This is a genomic window from Salinimicrobium profundisediminis, from assembly GCF_026241755.1.
GTDB classification, from domain to species: Bacteria; Bacteroidota; Bacteroidia; order Flavobacteriales; family Flavobacteriaceae; genus Salinimicrobium; species Salinimicrobium profundisediminis.
Genome location: NZ_JAPJDA010000002.1, coordinates 233,475 through 252,778 on the forward strand (window position 1 = coordinate 233,475; position 19,304 = coordinate 252,778).

At 42.3% G+C, this 19,304-nt stretch carries 21 protein-coding genes; 8 read left to right on the forward strand and 13 right to left on the reverse strand.

All coding sequences use genetic code 11. The annotated features are described in order from the left end of the window. Window positions 1-63: 63 nt before the first annotated feature. From OQ279_RS02235 to OQ279_RS02245, 3 genes are read right to left on the reverse strand one after another with little or no spacing between them, the layout of a single operon-like run. Window positions 64-585 carry a YciI family protein gene (locus tag OQ279_RS02235; protein ID WP_266068138.1) on the reverse strand — a complete coding sequence of 174 codons (522 nt, stop codon included), beginning with the start codon at window positions 583-585 and terminating at the stop codon, window positions 64-66. Next, window positions 564-1,049 (reverse strand): CYTH domain-containing protein, encoded by a 486-nt coding sequence (locus OQ279_RS02240; RefSeq protein WP_266068139.1) that lies wholly within the window; start codon window positions 1,047-1,049, stop codon window positions 564-566. Before OQ279_RS02240 ends, OQ279_RS02235 begins: the two co-directional genes overlap by 22 nt. 9 nt (window positions 1,050-1,058) lie before the next feature. Continuing rightward, window positions 1,059-1,721 (reverse strand): NAD(P)H-binding protein, encoded by a 663-nt coding sequence (locus OQ279_RS02245; protein WP_266068140.1) that lies wholly within the window; start codon window positions 1,719-1,721, stop codon window positions 1,059-1,061. A 139-nt stretch (window positions 1,722-1,860) separates the two neighbouring features. Between OQ279_RS02245 and dinB the strand changes: the two genes are divergently transcribed. Then, a complete protein-coding gene (gene dinB / locus OQ279_RS02250; protein WP_266068141.1) occupies window positions 1,861-2,958 on the forward strand; it encodes a DNA polymerase IV in 1,098 nt (365 codons plus the stop codon). A 114-nt stretch (window positions 2,959-3,072) separates the two neighbouring features. On the opposite strand, the gene pyk is transcribed toward dinB, so the two are convergent. The 5 genes from pyk to OQ279_RS02275 form a co-directional block, all read right to left on the reverse strand. After that, window positions 3,073-4,503 carry a pyruvate kinase gene (gene pyk / locus OQ279_RS02255; RefSeq protein WP_266068142.1) on the reverse strand — a complete coding sequence of 477 codons (1,431 nt, stop codon included), beginning with the start codon at window positions 4,501-4,503 and terminating at the stop codon, window positions 3,073-3,075. Further along, a complete protein-coding gene (locus OQ279_RS02260) occupies window positions 4,503-4,991 on the reverse strand; it encodes an IPExxxVDY family protein (RefSeq protein WP_266068143.1) in 489 nt (162 codons plus the stop codon). Before OQ279_RS02260 ends, pyk begins: the two co-directional genes overlap by 1 nt. Window positions 4,992-5,099: 108 nt before the next feature. After that, window positions 5,100-5,837 (reverse strand): ribonuclease III, encoded by a 738-nt coding sequence (gene rnc, locus OQ279_RS02265; RefSeq protein ID WP_265162256.1) that lies wholly within the window; start codon window positions 5,835-5,837, stop codon window positions 5,100-5,102. 8 nt (window positions 5,838-5,845) lie between these two features. After that, window positions 5,846-7,099 (reverse strand): beta-ketoacyl-ACP synthase II, encoded by a 1,254-nt coding sequence (gene fabF, locus OQ279_RS02270; RefSeq protein ID WP_266068144.1) that lies wholly within the window; start codon window positions 7,097-7,099, stop codon window positions 5,846-5,848. Between the two features lie 17 nt (window positions 7,100-7,116). Further along, window positions 7,117-7,353 (reverse strand): acyl carrier protein, encoded by a 237-nt coding sequence (locus OQ279_RS02275; protein ID WP_013069791.1) that lies wholly within the window; start codon window positions 7,351-7,353, stop codon window positions 7,117-7,119. A gap of 149 nt (window positions 7,354-7,502) precedes the next feature. Between OQ279_RS02275 and purN the strand changes: the two genes are divergently transcribed. The 5 genes from purN to OQ279_RS02300 all read left to right on the forward strand — a co-directional run bounded on the left by purN (window position 7,503) and on the right by OQ279_RS02300 (window position 12,488). Further along, entirely contained in the window at window positions 7,503-8,105 is a 603-nt protein-coding gene (gene purN, locus OQ279_RS02280) for a phosphoribosylglycinamide formyltransferase (RefSeq protein WP_266068148.1), read from the forward strand. Beyond that, entirely contained in the window at window positions 8,098-8,580 is a 483-nt protein-coding gene (gene rnhA / locus OQ279_RS02285) for a ribonuclease HI (RefSeq protein ID WP_266068149.1), read from the forward strand. The genes purN and rnhA overlap by 8 nt, the downstream gene beginning before the upstream one ends. Before the next feature lie 56 nt (window positions 8,581-8,636). Then, window positions 8,637-9,560 carry a PfkB family carbohydrate kinase gene (locus OQ279_RS02290; RefSeq protein WP_266068150.1) on the forward strand — a complete coding sequence of 308 codons (924 nt, stop codon included), beginning with the start codon at window positions 8,637-8,639 and terminating at the stop codon, window positions 9,558-9,560. Between the two features lie 63 nt (window positions 9,561-9,623). Continuing rightward, window positions 9,624-11,522: an amidophosphoribosyltransferase gene (locus tag OQ279_RS02295; RefSeq protein WP_266068151.1), complete on the forward strand. Its 1,899-nt coding sequence runs from the start codon at window positions 9,624-9,626 to the stop codon at window positions 11,520-11,522. Window positions 11,523-11,819: 297 nt separating this feature from the next. Continuing rightward, window positions 11,820-12,488 (forward strand): DUF2490 domain-containing protein, encoded by a 669-nt coding sequence (locus tag OQ279_RS02300; RefSeq protein WP_266068152.1) that lies wholly within the window; start codon window positions 11,820-11,822, stop codon window positions 12,486-12,488. Between the two features lie 77 nt (window positions 12,489-12,565). Here the strand turns inward: OQ279_RS02300 and OQ279_RS02305 are convergent, their stop codons facing one another. Genes OQ279_RS02305 through mce form a run of 5 tightly spaced genes read right to left on the reverse strand, consistent with a single transcriptional unit; the run spans window position 12,566 to window position 16,667 of the window. Beyond that, entirely contained in the window at window positions 12,566-13,819 is a 1,254-nt protein-coding gene (locus OQ279_RS02305) for a sodium ion-translocating decarboxylase subunit beta (protein ID WP_266068153.1), read from the reverse strand. Window positions 13,820-13,861: 42 nt separating this feature from the next. Continuing rightward, a complete protein-coding gene (locus OQ279_RS02310) occupies window positions 13,862-14,287 on the reverse strand; it encodes a biotin/lipoyl-containing protein (RefSeq protein WP_266068154.1) in 426 nt (141 codons plus the stop codon). Between the two features lie 11 nt (window positions 14,288-14,298). Continuing rightward, window positions 14,299-14,670 carry an OadG family protein gene (locus tag OQ279_RS02315; protein WP_266068155.1) on the reverse strand — a complete coding sequence of 124 codons (372 nt, stop codon included), beginning with the start codon at window positions 14,668-14,670 and terminating at the stop codon, window positions 14,299-14,301. A 10-nt stretch (window positions 14,671-14,680) separates the two neighbouring features. After that, window positions 14,681-16,240, reverse strand: a complete 1,560-nt coding sequence (locus OQ279_RS02320) for an acyl-CoA carboxylase subunit beta (RefSeq protein ID WP_266068156.1) — start codon at window positions 16,238-16,240, stop codon at window positions 14,681-14,683. Window positions 16,241-16,256: 16 nt separating this feature from the next. Beyond that, window positions 16,257-16,667 carry a methylmalonyl-CoA epimerase gene (mce, locus tag OQ279_RS02325; RefSeq protein ID WP_266068157.1) on the reverse strand — a complete coding sequence of 137 codons (411 nt, stop codon included), beginning with the start codon at window positions 16,665-16,667 and terminating at the stop codon, window positions 16,257-16,259. Window positions 16,668-17,531: 864 nt separating this feature from the next. Between mce and OQ279_RS02330 the strand changes: the two genes are divergently transcribed. Both OQ279_RS02330 and OQ279_RS02335 read left to right on the forward strand, forming a co-directional pair. Further along, window positions 17,532-18,929 (forward strand): methylmalonyl-CoA mutase subunit beta, encoded by a 1,398-nt coding sequence (locus OQ279_RS02330; RefSeq protein WP_266068158.1) that lies wholly within the window; start codon window positions 17,532-17,534, stop codon window positions 18,927-18,929. Window positions 18,930-18,933: 4 nt separating this feature from the next. After that, window positions 18,934-19,304, forward strand: a 371-nt coding sequence (locus OQ279_RS02335) for a methylmalonyl-CoA mutase family protein (RefSeq protein WP_266068159.1), incomplete at its 3' end; no start/stop codon positions are given.

Sequence of the window (19,304 nt, forward strand, 5' to 3'; positions counted from 1 at the left end):
ATTGGATTTTTAGTTGTTGGAGTGGCCCCGTTTTTTCGGGGCTGCTTTTTTTTGCTTCAGTTCCTATTTAAGCGCGCTGCCTTTTGCTGCCCACCATGGATAGACTTCAATGGCTAACCTTCCAGCCACAACCATAGGATCAAGCCTTGCCAGGCTATCGGCCATCTCGAAGTTTGGGGTATTATAAACTGCTATTCCTCTAATGTCACCCTCGTCCCCAAACGGACCTGCCATACTGAGATATCCTTCTGAAGCCATTCGCTCAAGATGCGCCAGATGCTCTTGCTGAAGCTTCGCAGCTGTAAGAGAATCCTGGCCTCTATCTTCTCCTCTTTTCAGAAACACTATAAAGTACTGCTGCATGAGCTGCTGCTGTTCCCCTTCACCATATAAAAAAGTCTGATACCCCTGCTTCTTAAGCTCTGCCGCTTCATGTTCAGGATCCCTAATGGTATCGGGCATTCTTGCCTCCACCTCTTCGGGCCCGGGAATACCCCTGGTGTCGCGGCTCTGGTTGCATGATGTGATCAACAAAAGTGCACTTCCTAAAAAGATAAGTTTTTTCATGGTCTTGATATTTGCCATTCCTTAAAAGGAAATTTACTGAGGTAAGAATTGTAGTAACGCTTTTCTCCTGTCACTTCTTTACCCAGCCAGGCCGGCCTGGAAAATTCCTCATGTTCAGATTGGAGCTCCACTTCAGCCATTAACAGGCCTTCATTAAGGCCGGTAAACTCATCGACTTCAAAAATGTGCTCACCTACTTCAATTTCATACCTGAATTTCTCAATGACACCTGGCTCACAAAGCTTCAGCAGTTCTTCGGCTTCAAAAAGGGGAATTTCTTTCTCCCATTCAAAACGCGAGAGGCCGTCACTGCTACTCCTCCCCTTTATGGTCAAAAAGCCTTTATCTCCCTTGATTCGTACCCTCACCGTTCTGTCGGGTGCCGAGTTGAGATAGCCCTGCACGATTCTGGTCTTGTTTCGGACTTCCTCTTTAAAATCCGGGGCCTCTAAAATGAGAAATTTGCGCTCTATTTCCTGCATGTGTAATGGTTAACGATAACTTTCGGCAATTTCCCTAATTTCCGAAGATTTTATACAGGTAGCTGAATATTTATTGTTGGCCACGTAAATCATGGCATCGGCGATCTTTCCGGCAGGAATGCTCCTGTACTTTTTAAGAGGGCCTACAAGCAGGTGGTTACCCACACTCATGGCCTTTTGCCACGCGGCTTCAAAAGGGCGTTTTTCATCGCGTTTCCCGGCGATAAGGGAAGGTTCAAAAATGTAAGTTTCGTCAATACCCTGCGCCTTTACGTCGCGTTCCATTTCTCCTTTTGTACGGTTGTAGAAAAAGCGGCTTTCCTCATCGGCTCCCAGTGCTGAAATCACCAAAAACCTTGAAATTCGGTTCTTTTGGGCCAGTTTTGCGGCATTTACGGGAATTCCGTAGTCAATTTTGTGATAAGTATCCTCATCGGGCGTTTTCGCCTGGGTGGTGCCAATACAGCAGTAGACTTCATCGGCCACAAAATCATCTGCGTGTTTTTCCAGTTCGAACAGGTCAATTAAATGTTCTTCAATTTTGTCATTTTTGACACCTGCGGTAGAGCGGGAGAAAAGTTTGATCTTGTCATAGCGCTTATCCTCAAGCAGCCTTTCGAGCAACTCTCCCCCTGTAAGGCCTGTGGCTCCCAATATAATAGCAGTTTTCATAGTTTTTTCTTTTTTTATGAAGGTAGCAGATTTCTGTTTCAAATCAAAGGGAGTCAAAAATGGCATTTTGAAACTTATTTTTTCTTCGGAAGTAGCGCCATTTCAAACTTGAAGCTGAAGATTCACTAATTTTACAGCGATGGAGGAGATCATACAGCGGAAGATTATTCACGTAGACATGGATGCGTTCTATGCCTCGGTAGAACAGTTAGACAACCCAGAACTGCGCGGTAAACCTATTGCAGTGGGCGGTAGTTCGCAGCGCGGCGTTGTAGCGGCGGCAAGTTATGAAGCCCGCAAATTTGGGGTGAAAAGTGCCATGAGCAGTGTGCTAGCAAAGCGCAATTGCCCCGATCTCATCTTTGTAAAGCCAAGATTTGAACGCTACAAGGAACTTTCACAGCGCATAAGGAATATTTTCTTTGAGTATACAGATCTTGTAGAACCTTTATCGCTGGACGAGGCTTACCTTGACGTGTCCCAGAATAAAAAAGGCAATCCAAGTGCCACTATGATCGCCAAAGAAATTCGGCAGAGAATAAAAGAGAAAACTGGTTTAAATGCTTCCGCAGGGATATCGATCAATAAATTCATTGCCAAGGTAGCCAGTGACGTCAACAAACCCAACGGACAAAAGACCGTAAACCCCGAAGAGGTGGAGGCTTTCCTGGAAGACCTTGAAATAAGGAAGTTCTACGGTGTAGGCAAGGTCACTGCCGAAAAGATGTACAGGCTGGGCATCTTTACCGGAAAAGACCTCAAAACCAAACCTCTTGATTTTCTCAATGACCACTTCGGAAAGAGCGGGGAATACTATTATCAAGTAGTGCGGGGAATTCACAATAGTGAAGTAAAACCTTCACGAATAAGGAAATCTTTGGGTGCAGAGCGCACTTTTGAAGAGAATATATCTTCAGAAGTATTTATGCTGGAGCGGCTGGAGAATATTTCCGAAGAAATTGAGCGGCGCCTTACCCGGAGTAAGGTTGCTGGAAAAACGATCACCCTAAAGATAAAATACAGCGATTTTACGCTGCAAACCCGCAGTAAAACGCTGTCTTACTACATCTCTTCAAAAGAATTGATCCTGGAAGCCGCAAAAGAGCTGTTGTACCAGGAAAAAATGAGGGAAAGCGTGCGCCTGCTGGGAATTTCCCTGTCTAACCTCAATACCGATAAAGCGGAAGAAAAAGAGGAGAAGAAGGAAATTGCAGTACAGCTAAAGTTTGATTTTTGAAGGAGTGGGAAGTGGAGAGAAGATTCCATAAAGAAAAAAGCCACAGATCTTTGCGATCTATGGCTTTTTAAAATTAATTCTCAGTACTCAATACTAAGTACTCAATACTAAATATTATTCAATTTCTGAAATTCTCAACGTATTCACCATTCCTTTACTGGTAATAGGCATGGCTGCGAGGTTGATGGTGAAATCACCCTTTTCAACAAATTTATTTTCTGAAGCAATCCTGTTGATATCATCAATAGTCTCGTCTGTACTTACCATTTTATCGTAGTAAAACGCACGTACCCCCCATAAAAGGCTTAATTGATTAAGGATCCTTTTATTAGAAGTGAACACAAGAATATTAGATTCTGGTCTCCAGGCCGAGATCTGGAAAGCTGTATAACCACTATTGGTCAAAGTACAAATAGCTTTAGCTTTGATCTCATTGGCCATATGGGCAGCGTGGTAACAGATAGATTTGGTGATGTATCTCTTGGTACGCACGTGAGGTGGCTCATGAGGTACTTTAATAAGCGGTGAATTCTCAACGCTCATAATAATTTGGCTCATTTTTTCAATCACCTGCACCGGGTAATTACCTACTGAAGTTTCTCCACTTAACATCACGGCATCGGCCCCGTCCATTACAGAGTTCGCCACGTCGTTCACCTCGGCCCTTGTAGGGGTAAGGCTGGTGATCATGGTTTCCATCATTTGGGTAGCAATTATAACCGGAATACGGGCTTTTTTAGCCTTTAGCACCAGTTGCTTCTGAATAAGCGGAACTTCCTGTGCAGGAATTTCCACTCCCAGGTCACCGCGCGCTACCATTAGTCCGTCGCAATAAGCCACGATCTTGTCGATATTATCAACACCTTCAGGCTTTTCGATCTTGGCGATGATTGGGATCTTGTGATCTGTATGTTCTTTTATTAAATTCTGAAGTTGAATAAGGTCATCGCTGTTTCTTACAAAAGAAAGTGCAATCCAGTCTACACCCTGCTCAACTGCAAAAATGGCATCCTGAATATCTTTTTCGGTAAGGGCCGGAAGGGAAATCTTTGTATTAGGAAGGTTAACTCCTTTTTTAGATCTCAATGGGCCTCCCTGTATCACTTTTGCAAGAACCTCATCTTTTTGGTTGGTAGACACCACTTCAAAGATAAGTTTACCATCATCAAGAAGAATTCGCTCTCCGGCTTTTACATCCTGAGGGAATTCATCGTAGTTCATGTAAACCCTGGAAGCGGTACCTTCAAATTCTTCACCGGTGGCAAAGGTGATTTCATCTCCTTTGGTTACCACCACTTCTTCCTTCATCTTCCCTACCCTTAATTTGGGTCCCTGCAGGTCACCAAGTATGGCCGCGGTAAAGCCATTTTCTTCATTTAGTTCCCTTATAAGCTTTATGCGTTGTTTTACATCTTCATAATCGGCGTGAGAAAAATTGATCCTAAACACGTTTACACCTGCATGCATCATATCTCTCAAAACGTCTTTCGAACTCGTTGCTGGCCCTAGGGTGGCCACAATTTTAGTCTTTTTCGTATTCGGCATTAGTCAAAAATTAAATTTTCTTTAGTTTTTATGTGATGAAAATCAACGGCATACGCCGTAGAAACCTGTGGGATCTCGAGGATCAATGCGTTGAGCATCTTTAAAGATACCGCATCCAGTTCATCCTCGATCTTCAGCAAAAAATCTACCTGCTTAAATTCTGGTAATAGAATTGATTTTTGGACAGCCAGTTCATCCCCAAAAAAAAGAGAGTCCTTATTAGAACCCGTTCTTCCTTCCCGCCTGGCAACGTTACTTACCAGGTGATAAGTACAATATTGCCGTAGATCTTCATAGATAAAATGCGCAAAATAGTTGCTCTCATTTCCTTTATGAAGATCAATATCCTTTGGCGTTCTGGCTAATTTAAGGCCTAAATGTTTGTTCAACAGGTAAGCCAGCTTGTACTCTTCTACCGAAGAATGTACTGCAAGTAGCTTGTAGGGCTGTTCAAAAACGTCATTTAAAACCAGTTTATGCGCCGGCATATGATTTTACATCAAAGGTTAAAGATAATTATTGCATCGCAGAAAAGTAATTTTTTGGGGTATATTTTCAGAATATCTTACGAAAACGTTATAGTTTCTGCTATATTTTTAAGGGTGGTCAATTTTGCTCTGCAGGGCGTAATATGCCCTTTTGGATGCTTTTTCTTCGGCTTTCTTCTTTGAAGTCGCCCTGGCTTTAGCCACAACCCTGTTCTCAATCCTTAATTTTACAGCAAAATGTTTTAGCTCGTCTTTTCCTGTATCTTCATAGACTTCAAAGCTAAACTCTTTCTTCTCCTTTTGGCACCACTCGATTAAGAGTCCTTTATAACTTATAACCGTGCCTTCCAGTTGCTCGATATCTACATAAGGCTCAATTACCCTTTCATAAATAAATTTTTTGGTATACCTGTAGCCTCTATCAAGGTAAATGGCACCTACAAGGGCTTCAAAAAGGTTTCCATGGATGTTTGTGCCAAACTGCTCTATGGGAATATTAGTCTGAATATATTTGATCAACTCGAGATCTTTCCCAAGTTCATTCAGGTGTTTACGGCTTACAATCTTGGAGCGCATTTTTGTGAGGTAGCCTTCGTTACCACTTGGCACTTCATTGAACAGGTGCGAAGCTATAACGGCACTTAGCATAGCATCTCCAAGAAATTCCATCCTTTCAAAGTTGATGGCGTTGCCCTCTGCATCTTTCTGGTTTAAAGAGCGGTGGGTGAATGCTTTTTTGTAGTGTGCAATATTGCGGGGTTTGAACCCCATTATCTTTGTTAATTCAACAAAAAAATTCCCGCCTCTGGAGGAGCGGGAATTTAATATGTTTCTTATTACACTCATGGAAGAATTTACTCGTCCAGTTTTTTAAACAAAACGCAGGCATTATGACCTCCAAAACCAAAGGTATTGCTCATAGCCACTTTCACATCTCTCTTCTGCGCCTTATTAAGGGTAAGATTTAATTCGGGATCAATATTTTCATCCTGAACTTCGTGATTGATTGTAGGTGGTACAATTCCATGTTTCATGGCGAGAATAGAGGCAATTGCTTCTACAGCTCCCGCAGCACCCAACAGGTGACCTGTCATGGATTTTGTAGAGTTGATATTAATATCTTTAGCATGCTCTCCAAACACCTTCTTAATAGCCTTAAGTTCAGCCACATCACCCAACGGTGTTGATGTTCCGTGTGTGTTGATGTGATCTACATCTTCCGGTTTAAGTTCTGCATTTCTAAGGCAATTCTCCATTACAGCCACTACTCCTATCCCTTCGGGATGTGGGGCAGTCATGTGGTGGGCATCCGAAGATAACCCGCCCCCAAGTACTTCTGCATAGATCTTCGCTCCTCTCGCTTTTGCATGTTCATATTCTTCAAGAACAAGTGCACCCGCACCTTCACCTAAGACAAAACCATCTCGTGTTGCATCAAAAGGTCTTGAAGCAGTCTCGGGACTCTCATTTCTTGTTGAAAGCGCATGCATGGCATTAAAACCACCCATTCCGGCAGGAGCAACTGCCGCCTCACTTCCCCCTGTGACTATTATATCACTGTGGCCCAACCTAATATAGTTCAACGCATCTATAAGCGCATTGGCTGCAGATGCACATGCTGAAACTGTAGTATAGTTAGGGCCCATGAAGCCGTGCTTGATGGAAATATTTCCCGGAGCAATATCGGCAATCATTTTAGGGATAAAGAAAGGGTTGAATCTTGGGGTTCCGTCACCTTTACCAAAAGCCAAAACTTCATCCTGGAAGGTTTCGAGACCTCCAATCCCGGCACCCCAGATAACTCCTACACGAAGCTTATCAATAGCATCGAGGTCCAGCCCCGAATCTTTGATAGCCTCATCTGAAGCTACCAGGGCGTACTGGGCGAACTTGTCAAGCTTCCTGGCTTCCTTTCGATCAAAATAATCTTCAACCTTGAAGTTTTTGATCTCGCAAGCGAATTTAGTTTTGAATTTCTCGGTATCAAAATAGGTAATGGGTGCAGACCCGCTTTTACCATTTACCAGGGCTTCCCAGTATTCCTCAATGTTATTTCCAATGGGGGTAAGGGCACCTAATCCAGTTACTACAACTCGCTTCAACTCCATAAGGATATGTTAGTTTTTTATTTTTTTGCGTCTTCAATATAAGAGATTGCCTGACCCACAGTAGCAATGTTCTCTGCCTGGTCGTCTGGAATCTGGATATCAAATTCCTTCTCGAACTCCATGATCAACTCTACAGTGTCTAGTGAATCAGCGCCCAAGTCGTTGGTGAAGCTAGCTTCGTTTACTACTTCATTCTCGTCAACTCCTAACTTGTCAACGATAATCGCTTTTACTCTTGATGCAATGTCTGACATAACTTGTGTTTTTAATTTTTAATTTAAGTGGCAAAAATAAAAAACTTTATTTTAAAACCTGTTTTTACTTTAAAAATGTGAATGTAAATTACATAATTTCCGCCTAAAGCCAGTATTTTTACCTGCCAATAATTGTTAACACCCTACGCTTGCAACAAGTAAGAAATTCAAGAAAGAACAAAATTGTGATCTTTGCTTCGGGTAATGGATCAAATGCCGAGAATATTATTAAGTACTTTCAGCAAAAAGACACTGCTGAAGTTATCGCGGTTTTCTCCAACAACCGCAGGGCAAAAGTACTGGAAAGAGCACATAATCTGGGCGTAAAGGCCCTGCATTTTGACCGCCAGGCGCTTTATCATTCCAATGAGGTACAACGTTTATTGATTGACATGAACCCAGACCTTATTGTACTGGCCGGCTTTCTTTGGATCTTCCCTACCAATATTCTGCAACACTTTCCTAATAAGGTGATCAATATTCATCCTGCTCTTCTTCCAAATTACGGCGGAAAAGGTATGTATGGCATGAATGTTCACAAAGCTATACATGAAAATAAGGAAGTGGAAACAGGTATAAGTATACATTACGTCAATGAAAATTATGACGAGGGAAAAATGATCTTTCAGGCTACCACTGCTATTAAACCTGAAGACTCGGTAGAAGATATTGCCCACAAGATCCATGAACTGGAACAGGAACACTTTCCGAAGGTAATAGAAAACCTCTTACTCCCTGCTAAGAATGATTGATGCCAATGTTCACATATATACCGATGGGGCAGCCAGGGGTAACCCGGGGCCCGGCGGTTATGGAATTGTAATGGAATGGGTAGGAAAACCGTACCGCAAGGAGTTTGCAAAAGGCTATAAACACACCACCAATAACAGGATGGAGCTGCTCGCAGTAATAGATGCCCTTAAAAAACTGAAAAACCCCGATACCCGTGTGGTCGTTTTCACCGACTCCAAATATGTTGCCGACGCTGTAGAAAAAGGCTGGGTTTTTAACTGGGAGAAAAAAGGTTTTAAGGAGCGAAAGAATGTGGACCTTTGGATAGAATTCCTGAAAGAATATCGCAAACACAAGGTGAAATTCCAGTGGATAAAAGGCCACAACGCACATCCTCAAAATGAACGCTGCGACAGTCTGGCCGTAGAGGCCTCAAAAGGAAAACGCCTTTTAATAGACACAGGATTTGAAGGAGACTCGAAAAGCCTTTTTTGAGTATCAGGGCTTGAAAAACAAAAACGTATATTTGCACCTCATTTTTAAAGAACGTTATGAATAAATTATTAATAGTGGGCACGGTCGCCTTTGATGCCATCGAAACCCCTTTTGGTAAAACAGATAAAATTCTTGGTGGTGCAGCCACTTATATTGGTCTATCTGCAGCACAATTCGATATTAAAAGCGCTATAGTATCTGTGGTAGGAGAAGATTTTCCGCAGGAATATCTGGATTTGCTAAAAAACAGGAATATCGACCTTAGCGGCACTGAAATAATTAAAGGAGGAAAAACCTTTTTTTGGAGCGGTAAATACCACAACGACCTTAATTCCCGAGACACGCTTGACACGCAATTAAATGTACTTGCCGATTTTCAGCCGGTGGTGCCCGAAGATTTCAAATCTCCCGATGTGGTGATGCTGGGAAACCTTCACCCACTTGTGCAACTTAGTGTTCTTGAACAAATTGAAAGACCAAAGCTGGTAGTACTTGATACTATGAACTTCTGGATGGACAATACCTGGGATGACCTTATGAAGGTGATTGGCAAAGTAGACGCCCTTACTATTAATGACGAAGAAGCAAGGCAGCTTACAGACGAGTATTCTTTGGTGAAAGCTGCCCGTAAGATCGCCGACATGGGACCTAAATATGTAGTTATTAAAAAAGGGGAGCACGGGGCTTTACTGTTCCATAACGAACAGATCTTTTTTGCTCCTGCCCTTCCGCTAGAAGAAGTTTTTGATCCTACAGGAGCGGGAGATACTTTTGCCGGGGGGTTCACAGGATACCTGGCGCATACAGGGGATATCTCGTTCAAAAACATGAAAAATGCAGTGATCTACGGCTCTAATCTCGCCTCCTTCTGTGTAGAAAAATTCGGGACCGAAAGAATGCAGAACCTCAAAAAAGAAGAAGTGCATCAACGCCTGGAAGAGTTTAAATCCTTAACACAATTCCAAATCAAACTTACTTAATATTGTGCCCTGTAATTTCAGGGCTTTTTTTATGACTAAACCCGGGCCAAACAACAACAAGATATGAGTGATGCTTTAAAACACGAATGCGGAATTGCCCAATTGCGCCTACTTAAGCCATTAGAGTACTACAAAGAAAAGTATGGTACTGCATTTTATGGGGTAAACAAGATGTACCTCATGATGGAGAAGCAGCATAACCGCGGGCAGGATGGTGCCGGTTTTGCCAGTATTAAACTCAACACCCAACCCGGAGATCGCTATATAAGCCGTGTAAGATCTAATGCAGCACAACCCATACAGGATATTTTTGCTCAAATCAATGCGCGCATTAATGATGAGATAAAGGAGCATCCCGAATATGCCGATGATGTTGCCCTTCAAAAAAAGCATATTCCCTACCTGGGAGAGCTGTTTTTGGGACATGTGAGATATGGCACTTTTGGAAAGAACAGCGTAGAAAGCGTTCATCCGTTTTTGCGCCAAAACAACTGGATGCACCGCAACCTTATTGTTGCCGGAAACTTCAATATGACCAATGTGCACCAGCTCTTCAACAACCTGGTAGAGTTAGGTCAGCATCCAAAAGAAAAGGCCGATACCGTTACAGTAATGGAGAAAATAGGCCATTTTCTGGATGATGAAGTTAGAAAACTTTACAAAAAACTTAAAACTGAAGGCTATTCTAAAGTAGAAGCCTCCCCCCTCATTGCCGAGCAGTTAAAAATTGGAAAGATCCTTAAAAAATCGGCAAAGAACTGGGATGGCGGCTATGCAATGGCCGGCCTCTTAGGGCATGGAGACTCCTTTGTATTAAGAGATCCTGCCGGGATAAGGCCCTGTTACTACTACTGTGATGACGAGGTGGTTGTAGTTGCTTCGGAAAGACCTGTGATCCAAACAGTATTTAACGTAGAATTTGACAAGGTCAAAGAACTGCCACCGGGCCATGCAATTATTACCAAAAAGAACGGAAATGTGCGTATCAAGCAAATCCTTGAACCACTGGAAAGAAAAGCCTGTTCTTTTGAACGCATCTACTTTTCCCGCGGAAGTGACTCCGAAATTTACCGCGAGCGCAAAATGCTTGGAAAGCTCCTGATGCCCGAAGTACTTAAGGCCATAGATCACGATACCGTAAATACCGTTTTCTCATTCATCCCAAATACTGCGGAAACTTCATTTTATGGCATGGTGGAAGCTGCACAGGATGAGCTCAACAAACAGAAGAATGATACCATTCTTGCTGAAAAAGAGACTTTGACCGATGCCCGCCTGCAGGAGATTCTTAATCACCGTTTAAGAACTGAAAAGATTGCCATAAAAGATGCCAAACTGCGTACCTTTATTACTGAAGACAGTAGTCGCGATGACCTCGTGGCACACGTTTACGACGTTACCTACGGGGTGGTAAAACCCGAAGACAACCTGGTGATCATTGATGACAGTATTGTGCGAGGTACTACTTTGAAGAAGAGTATCCTTAAAATGCTTGACCGTACCAAACCTAAAAAGATTGTTGTAGTTTCTTCGGCACCGCAAATACGGTACCCAGACTGCTACGGCATAGACATGGCAAGGCTTGAGAACCTTGTGGCATTTCAGGCTGCTTTAGAGCTCCTTAAGGAAACTAATCAATATCAAATTGTAGATGAGGTCTATGAGAAGTGCAGGCAGCAGGTAGAACTTGATGACAGGGATGTAAAGAATTTTGTGAAAGAAATCTACGCCCCTTTTACAAATGAACAAATCTCTGATAAAATTGCCGAATTGCTTAGCAATGATACTATAAAAGCTGAAGTGAAGATCATCTTTCAAACTGTAGAAAACCTTCACAAAGCATGCCCTCAAAACCTGGGAGACTGGTACTTTACCGGGAACTATCCTACCTTTGGAGGTAACAGGGTAGTAAACCGGGCATTTATCAATTTTTATGAAGGAAGTACAGACAGAGCATATTAAAATAAGCTTTTTCTGCCACTCGTGAAATCGTTTGTGCAGTTTAACTAAAATTTATGTACTTCATCTAAAAAGCTATTGGAAACAAAGATTAATATCTACTTTTACAAAGCCATAACATAAGTAGGTTAAGTTCATGGTAGATTTGGGGCAAAAAAGGTGGATCTTTCCACCTTTTTTATTTTCAGCACTTTTCATCCCTTCAAAATCCCCTTCCCTTAGTACAAATTTAGACCTGTATCCCACTGTTAAGGCCGAAAAATAGCTTATTTTTATACTCCATATTTAAGAGTTATTACCATGCCAAAAAAGGCTATTTTCCTTCTCTCCTTTCTTTACACTATTTCACTTTCGGCCCAAAACAAAGAAGATCTTTTAGGATCCTGGACAGAAATAATTGGCCAGCATCACATTTCTGAAAAATGGAGCATTCCCACGGTGGCACTACTTCAGCATTACGAGATGTTTGATAAATTTCAGTTTATTATGCTGCGCAGCGGGGTCACTTATGCCTTTTCAAAAGATTTTTCGGCTTCTGTGGGCTACGATTATGTCTATTCTGAAGCATTTTCCGAAGATAGTTTCACAATACAGCACAGGGTCTGGGAAGAAGCGACCTTAAAAACGCCATTTTTGAGCCCCTATATTGCTCATCGTTTTAGGCTGGAATCTACCTGGAAAAGGCAGGAACCAGAATATGATCTTAGCCATCGCGTGCGTTACCGACTTAAATTTGACCGGCCTTTGTACAAAAGTTTATACTTTACGGCTTTTAATGAGGTGTTTATAAACCTGAAAGAGCCATATTTTAATCAAAACCGCTTCCATTTTGGGCTTGGGTACAGCTTACATCAAGATCTAAAAATAGAAATAGGATATTTAAAAAACCATTTTAGGCGCGCACATTACGACCGGATAAGAGTGGGAATGGTTTTTAAGACCAGGTTCTTAGAACAAAAAGAACGCTAAGCGGGAGAGAGAAAAGCGGCAGCAAAAGAAAGGGCTCCATGTATCTCGAAGCCCTTTCAATCAACTACCAATAGTTTCTACATTAAGAAACTAATCATAATACCAGCGGCAACAGCCGATCCTATCACACCACTAACATTGGGTGCCATGGCATGCATGAGCAAGTGGTTTGAAGGATCGCTTTTGATCCCTTCCTGTTGAACTACACGGGCACTATCAGGCACTGCCGACACGCCGGCCGCACCTATGAGAGGATTAATCTTATTCTTTTCACTGAGGAATAAGTTCATTATTTTGGCAAAAAGGAGTCCGCCGGCAGTGGCAATGATAAAAGAAACTGCCCCCAGCGCGAATATTTTGATTGAACTCCCTGTAAGGAACACGCTTGCCTGTGTTGAAGCTCCCACAGTTACCCCCAAAAGAATGGTCACAATATCTATCATTTTTGTCCTGGCTGTATCGGCTAAACGGTCTGTAACCCCACTTTCTTTAAGTAAGTTTCCGAAGAAAAGCATACCAAGAAGCGGAATAGCCGATGGAGAAATGAAGGTGGTGAGCAACATCCCTATAATTGGGAATAATATCTTCTCAGTTTTAGAGACGGCACGAGGTGGCTTCATTCTTATAAGCCTCTCCTTTTTGGTAATCAACAGCTTCATGATAGGAGGCTGAATTACCGGTACAAGAGCCATATATGAATAGGCCGCAATAGCAATACTACCAATTAATTGAGGAGCCAGTTTAGCCGAAGCAAAAATGGCTGTAGGGCCATCGGCACCACCAATGATAGAAATTGCTCCTGCTTCATGTACTTCAAACCCAAGGGCGATAGCTCCAATAAAGGTTCCAAAAACCCCAATTTGAGCAGCTGCACCCAGCAACATAAGGCGCGGGTTGGATATGAGAGACGAGAAATCTGTCATGGCTCCAATCCCCAGAAAGATCAATGGAGGATAAATACCCTGGGTGACCCCGAAATAAAGATAATTAAGCACAGAACCAGATTCGTAGATCCCAACCCCTGCCCCAGCAGGAAAAGGAATATTACCTAAAAGGATACCTGTACCTATGGGAATGAGCAATAGTGGTTCATAATGAAAGCGAATAGCCAGGAAAATAAAAAACAGGCCTACAGCTATCATAATGAAATTACCAAAGGTCGCATTCGCAAAACCGGTGTATTCCCAAAAGTGAAGCAGCCCTTCTGTAAGATCTCCTCCTTCTTTTGGTATGTTAGGAACTAAATCCTGAGCCATTAATTCTCCTCCCAAAAGAGTTGGGATGAGGTAAAGAATGCCCAGTACAACTATAACAGTTAATAATTTTTTCACAATCTTGTTTTTAGAATTAGGGAAAGATTTGTTGAAATAGGGCTATCCTATTACCAGGAGTAGATCATTTTGTAGAACAGCATCTCCTTCCTTAACTTTTATTTCCTTAATGACTCCTGCCTGGTCTGCCAACACATCATTTTCCATTTTCATGGCCTCAAGAATAAGCAGGGAATCTCCCTTGGCTACCGTGTCACCTTCCTTCACCTTCAATTTGAAGATACTGCCTGGCAAAGGTGCTTCTACAGGGAAACCTCCAGGGGAAGCTTTCTTCGCAATGTGCCCCTCTCCGGGTTGCCGCACTACGTTTTCCCTTACCAGTTTAGGGGTTTTAACACGCTTCTTTTCCTGGTGTACTTCCACCAGGTATTCGGTTCCATTTACATGAATGGTAGCTTGTTCATCTTCAAACTCTTTGATATCAACCGAATATTTATTTCCGTTTATTGTAAAATCGAATTTCTTCATTTTTGTATTCTTTACCGTGGGTTATTGTTTACTCCATAGATCTTAGAACTCCAGGGAGAATAAGTGCGGGCAACTCTTTTAATAGTGATAACACCGCTTTCTTCATCATGCTGCTCCTTAAAGTATAAATGTAGCGCCGTTGCTATAGCAGCACTAATCTCTCCCGAGAGGTAGCGTTCTTCTTCGGCGTTTCCATTCTCTTTAGAACGCGATTTCTCTCTAACCTCTTTGATCTTTTTTCCGATTCCGAGATTAAGGATTTGTGGCATTTTCTTAAATACGAACATGAGCAGAAGGAGAGCAAGAAAAACAACGGTATAACCCACCCCTGTAATGATCCATATTTGTGACCAGTCTGTGGCCGATGTTGAAGCATATTCCATAGTTATTTATTTATAGGGGGATATTACTGTGTTTCTTCGGCGGATTGGTGACTTTCTTTGTCTGTAACGTCTGGAGGCCTCTAATGATCCTAAAACGGGTATTACGGGGCTCTATCACGTCATCTATGTACCCATATGCAGCTGCCTGGTATGGATTTGCAAATTTCTGCTGATACTCCTGTTCTTTTTCAGCTTTGAATTTGGCCCTTTCTTCAGGATCTTTGATCGCACCCATAGCTCTTCCTTCAAGTACCTCAATAGCTCCTGAAGCTCCCATTACAGCAATCTCTGCCGATGGCCAGGCGTAGTTAAGGTCTCCTCTAAGTTGTTTACAGCTCATCACATCATGCGCCCCACCATAAGATTTTCTCAAGGTGATAGTGATCTTAGGCACGGTAGCCTCACCATAGGCGAACATTAGTTTTGCCCCATGAATAATAATACCTGCATACTCCTGCCCGCTACCGGGTAAAAATCCGGGAACGTCTACAAGGGTAAGGATGGGAATATTAAATGAATCGCAGAAGCGCACAAACCTGGCGGCCTTTCTCGATGCATCACTATCCAGCACCCCGGCAAGGAAATTAGGCTGGTTGGCCACAATACCTACAGACTGCCCGTCCATTCTTCCAAATCCAACAATAATATTCTTCGCGTAATTTCTGTGCACCTCGAGAAACTCACCCTCATCAACAATGCTGTAAATCACCTCCTGCATGTCGTAAGGCTGGTTGGGGTTATCGGGGATAATAGTGTTAAGAAAATCGTCCCGCCTGTCTATAGGGTCAGTACTGTTTTGAATAGGAGCTTCTTCGAGGTTATTCTGCGGAAGGTAAGACAGCAGCTTTCTTATAAGCAGCAATCCATTTTCTTCAGAAGTAACCTTAAAGTGGGAAACCCCCGATTTTGATGCGTGAATATTGGCACCACCAAGATTTTGAACCGAAATATCTTCGCCGGTCACTGTTTTAACCACCTTTGGCCCGGTAACGAACATGTAGCTGTTCTCTTCGGTCATCATTACAAAATCTGTAAGGGCCGGTGAATACACGGCTCCTCCTGCACAGGGCCCAAAAATGGCAGAAATTTGAGGGATTAATCCAGAGGCAAGAATATTGCGTTCAAAGATCTCGGCATACCCTGCAAGTGAGGTCACCCCTTCCTGTATACGGGCACCACCGCTGTCGTTTATTCCAATTACCGGTGCCCCGGCCTTCATAGCCATATCCATCACCTTACATATCTTCTGGGCAAAAGTTTCAGACAGCGAGCCACCAAAAACGGTAAAGTCCTGTGAAAAGACGTAGACTACCCTGCCATCAATCGTGCCGTGGCCTGTAACTACACCATCTCCAAGTATCTTATTTTCTTCCATTCCAAAATTGGTACACCTGTGGGTGACAAACATGTCGAATTCTTCAAAACTACCTTCATCTAAAAGGATTTCCAGACGTTCTCGTGCCGTAAGTTTTCCTTTTTCGTGTTGGGCATCTATACGTTTTTGTCCACCACCCAAACGGGCTATTTCCCGTTTCTGGATCAATTCGTTTACTTTATCCTGACTTGACATTTATCTATTATTTAAATTACTGTTGAGGTTGTTCACAGAGTTCTGTCAATACACCAAAAGTTGATTTTGGATGTAAAAAGGCAATATTGAGCCCCTCTGCGCCTTTTCGGGGAGTTTTATCTATAAGCTTTACTTCTTTTGTTTCCAGTTCATCCAATTGATGCTGAAGATCATTTACTGCAAAAGCTATATGGTGTACCCCCTGACCTTTTTTCTCGATAAACTTTCCAATAGGCCCATCGGGGGCTGTAGATTCAAGCAATTCAATTTTTGTTTGGCCTACTTTAAAAAAAGCCGTTTTAACCTTTTGGTCTTTGACTTCTTCTACAGAGTAACATTTTAACCCAAAGGTTTTTTCGTAAAAGGGGATTGCCTCTTCGAGGCTTTCAACAGCAATACCTATATGTTCTATATGCGTTGGTTTCATGGTTTATATAGTTTTAGTTTCACTTCAGTTTAGAGCAAAAAAAAATCGCACCCCTGCGATTTCTGTTTTTTACCTGTAAATAATAATTAACCCTTCTTCAGGAAGAGATAAATTTAAATCGTCACCCTGGTTCCATGGCAAAATGGGAGGAAGGGCAATTCTTAATTGTTGATGAGAAAAGCACAACCTAAACCAGTGGAAAATATGACTAAAAATGCGTATCATTTGATACTGTATAAATGTCCTATAAAGGTAACGAAACTTTAACTTTTAGACCCTAGAAAAACTCACCTATTTTTTATAATTTAACGCAAACGTTGTAGTAATAGCAAGGCTTACCAAAGGGTCCTAATTAAAAATCAAAGCATAAAGTTCGGGCGGTTTTTTTTCTTAAAGAATGATTAAAATCATCCTCATTTTTGTCCCTTTTCACAAAAGTTATAAGTAAATTTACTGGGAAGATTTTGGCCGGTGCCGGGAGATAAAAAATATCTCCTCAAAGACAGGAATTTTGTTCTTTAAGAAAAAACTTCAGCAAGAGATCTCTTTCTTCTCTGCCTCTATTTTTTTAAAACAAAAATTCAGGTCTGCCCGAAACAAATCATTCACTTAAGATTTAGGTCGTGAACATCTTGTTCCATTTCAGCAGAGATCAATATCGGGCTACTACGAATTTTAGCCGGGACCAACTTTTGAAGTTACTCAATTTTCGAAAGCAAATGCTGGATACCTTAAGAATCAACAATATTTCATTTAAAGTAAATTTTTCAAAAAGATCCCTTAGGGATATTTATAGAACAGATTACGAGACAGTCCCGTAATCTCTCATGCAGCGATGCAATTACTTTCATTAAAACGATAAAAATGAAGGAATCATTATTTCAGGAATTTCCAGATGTTCCAGCTGAACAATGGAAAGATCAAATCAAACAGGACCTAAAAGGTGCCAGTTACGATGAGAAATTAATTTTTAGATCTCTTGACGGGATCGCAGTACAGCCCTTTTATACTTCCGCAGATGTAAAAGACCACATGCAGCTACCGCCGCCACTTCCCTGGCGCATCTGTGAAAAGATCAATGTGACATCGGCCGGCGAGAGCAATACACAGGCCGCAAAAGCCCTTCAAAAAGGTGCAGAAAGCCTTTGGCTCCATATTTCTTCGGAAGATGTAGAACCCGATGTGCTTTTTGAAGGATTTAATTTAGAGAACCTGCAGGTTCATCTAAGTTTTTCATTCTTCTCTCCTGATTATGTTGAAAGGCTGAAGTCTTACTTCAAAAACAAAAATACTGAAGTATACCTGCAACTGGATGTTTTGGGCAATCTTGCCGTCACAGGAAAATGGTTTTTTGACCAAAAAAGAGATTTTAAGGTATTAAAATCTGTAACAGAAACAACACCATATTTTGCTTCTACAGTAAGCGTGAACAGCGACCTGTACCAAAATGCAGGAGCCAGCATTCCGCAGCAACTTGCTTTTTCTCTTGCTCACGTGAATGAGTACCTCAACTTAGTGTGTCAAAAAGGGGAAAAACAAGATCAATTTCAGCCACAGTTCATCCTGGCTACAGGTAGCAACTACTTCTTTGAGATTGCAAAAATAAGGGCGCTTCGCCTGCTTTATGCTTCTTTGGCAAAAGAGTACGGGCTTCCCGAAACCTGCTTTATACTCGCGCAACCATCGCAAAGGGATAAAACCTTGTACGACTACAACGTGAACCTGCTTCGTTCCACCACTCAGTGTATGAGTGCTGTGCTGGGAGGTGCCGATGCTGTGAGTAATCAGCCTTATGACCTGCTTTTCCATAAAGACAGCTCATTTGGCAGGCGTATAGCCCGCAACCAGCTTCTTGTGATGAAACACGAGGCTTATTTCGATAAAGTAGCCAACCCGGCCGATGGGGCGTATTATATTGAACATCTAACCCACGAGTTTGCCGGTAAAGCCCTTGAGATCTTCAAGCAAATTGAAGAAGAAGGCGGCTTCCTGGAACTTTTGCTGAAAGGCGAGCTTCAAAAAAGAATAAAAGTGAGCGCCCAAAAGGAACAACAGCTTTTTGACGAAGGTAAGCTGGTTCTTATTGGCACTAACAAATTCGAAAATTCACAGGACCTCATGACGCAGGAACTGGAATTTGATCCTTTTGCAAAAACTTCTTCTGAAGATACTCTTATTGAACCTCTTTTCCCTGTACGCCTAAGCGAAAAGCTTGAACAGGAAAGACTTAAAAAGGAGCAGGGAATATTAACCGAAAGCTAAAACCATGAAAAGAAAATCACTTCAAAATATGACACTTTTGGAACCTGAGACAGCAACTCAAGTCGCTGCGGCTCCAAATGAATCAGGTAATCTGAAAGTTGCGGCCGAAGGTAGAAAAGTTTATGCTGCAAAAGATGTCAAAAACCTGGAGCATCTCAATTTTGCTGCGGGAATTCCGCCTTACCTGCGGGGGCCTTACAGTACCATGTATGTGATGCGACCCTGGACCATTCGCCAGTACGCCGGGTTCTCAACCGCCGAAGAAAGTAACGCCTTTTACCGCCGCAACCTTGCAGCCGGTCAAAAAGGGCTTTCTGTAGCCTTCGATCTTCCTACCCACCGCGGGTACGACAGTGACCACGAAAGAGTGGTGGG

What these genes read in the sequence shown, in the direction of transcription:
- OQ279_RS02235 (WP_266068138.1), bottom strand. Translation starts at nt 585, where the DNA reads ATGGCAAATATCAAGACCATGAAAAAACTTATCTTTTTAGGAAGTGCA.
- OQ279_RS02240 (WP_266068139.1), bottom strand. Translation starts at nt 1,049, where the DNA reads ATGCAGGAAATAGAGCGCAAATTTCTCATTTTAGAGGCCCCGGATTTT.
- OQ279_RS02245 (WP_266068140.1), bottom strand. Translation starts at nt 1,721, where the DNA reads ATGAAAACTGCTATTATATTGGGAGCCACAGGCCTTACAGGGGGAGAG.
- dinB (WP_266068141.1), top strand. Translation starts at nt 1,861, where the DNA reads ATGGAGGAGATCATACAGCGGAAGATTATTCACGTAGACATGGATGCG.
- pyk (WP_266068142.1), bottom strand. Translation starts at nt 4,503, where the DNA reads ATGCCGAATACGAAAAAGACTAAAATTGTGGCCACCCTAGGGCCAGCA.
- OQ279_RS02260 (WP_266068143.1), bottom strand. Translation starts at nt 4,991, where the DNA reads ATGCCGGCGCATAAACTGGTTTTAAATGACGTTTTTGAACAGCCCTAC.
- rnc (WP_265162256.1), bottom strand. Translation starts at nt 5,837, where the DNA reads ATGAGTGTAATAAGAAACATATTAAATTCCCGCTCCTCCAGAGGCGGG.
- fabF (WP_266068144.1), bottom strand. Translation starts at nt 7,099, where the DNA reads ATGGAGTTGAAGCGAGTTGTAGTAACTGGATTAGGTGCCCTTACCCCC.
- OQ279_RS02275 (WP_013069791.1), bottom strand. Translation starts at nt 7,353, where the DNA reads ATGTCAGACATTGCATCAAGAGTAAAAGCGATTATCGTTGACAAGTTA.
- rnhA (WP_266068149.1), top strand. Translation starts at nt 8,098, where the DNA reads ATGATTGATGCCAATGTTCACATATATACCGATGGGGCAGCCAGGGGT.
- OQ279_RS02290 (WP_266068150.1), top strand. Translation starts at nt 8,637, where the DNA reads ATGAATAAATTATTAATAGTGGGCACGGTCGCCTTTGATGCCATCGAA.
- OQ279_RS02295 (WP_266068151.1), top strand. Translation starts at nt 9,624, where the DNA reads ATGAGTGATGCTTTAAAACACGAATGCGGAATTGCCCAATTGCGCCTA.
- OQ279_RS02300 (WP_266068152.1), top strand. Translation starts at nt 11,820, where the DNA reads ATGCCAAAAAAGGCTATTTTCCTTCTCTCCTTTCTTTACACTATTTCA.
- OQ279_RS02310 (WP_266068154.1), bottom strand. Translation starts at nt 14,287, where the DNA reads ATGAAGAAATTCGATTTTACAATAAACGGAAATAAATATTCGGTTGAT.
- OQ279_RS02315 (WP_266068155.1), bottom strand. Translation starts at nt 14,670, where the DNA reads ATGGAATATGCTTCAACATCGGCCACAGACTGGTCACAAATATGGATC.
- OQ279_RS02320 (WP_266068156.1), bottom strand. Translation starts at nt 16,240, where the DNA reads ATGTCAAGTCAGGATAAAGTAAACGAATTGATCCAGAAACGGGAAATA.
- mce (WP_266068157.1), bottom strand. Translation starts at nt 16,667, where the DNA reads ATGAAACCAACGCATATAGAACATATAGGTATTGCTGTTGAAAGCCTC.
- OQ279_RS02330 (WP_266068158.1), top strand. Translation starts at nt 17,532, where the DNA reads ATGAAGGAATCATTATTTCAGGAATTTCCAGATGTTCCAGCTGAACAA.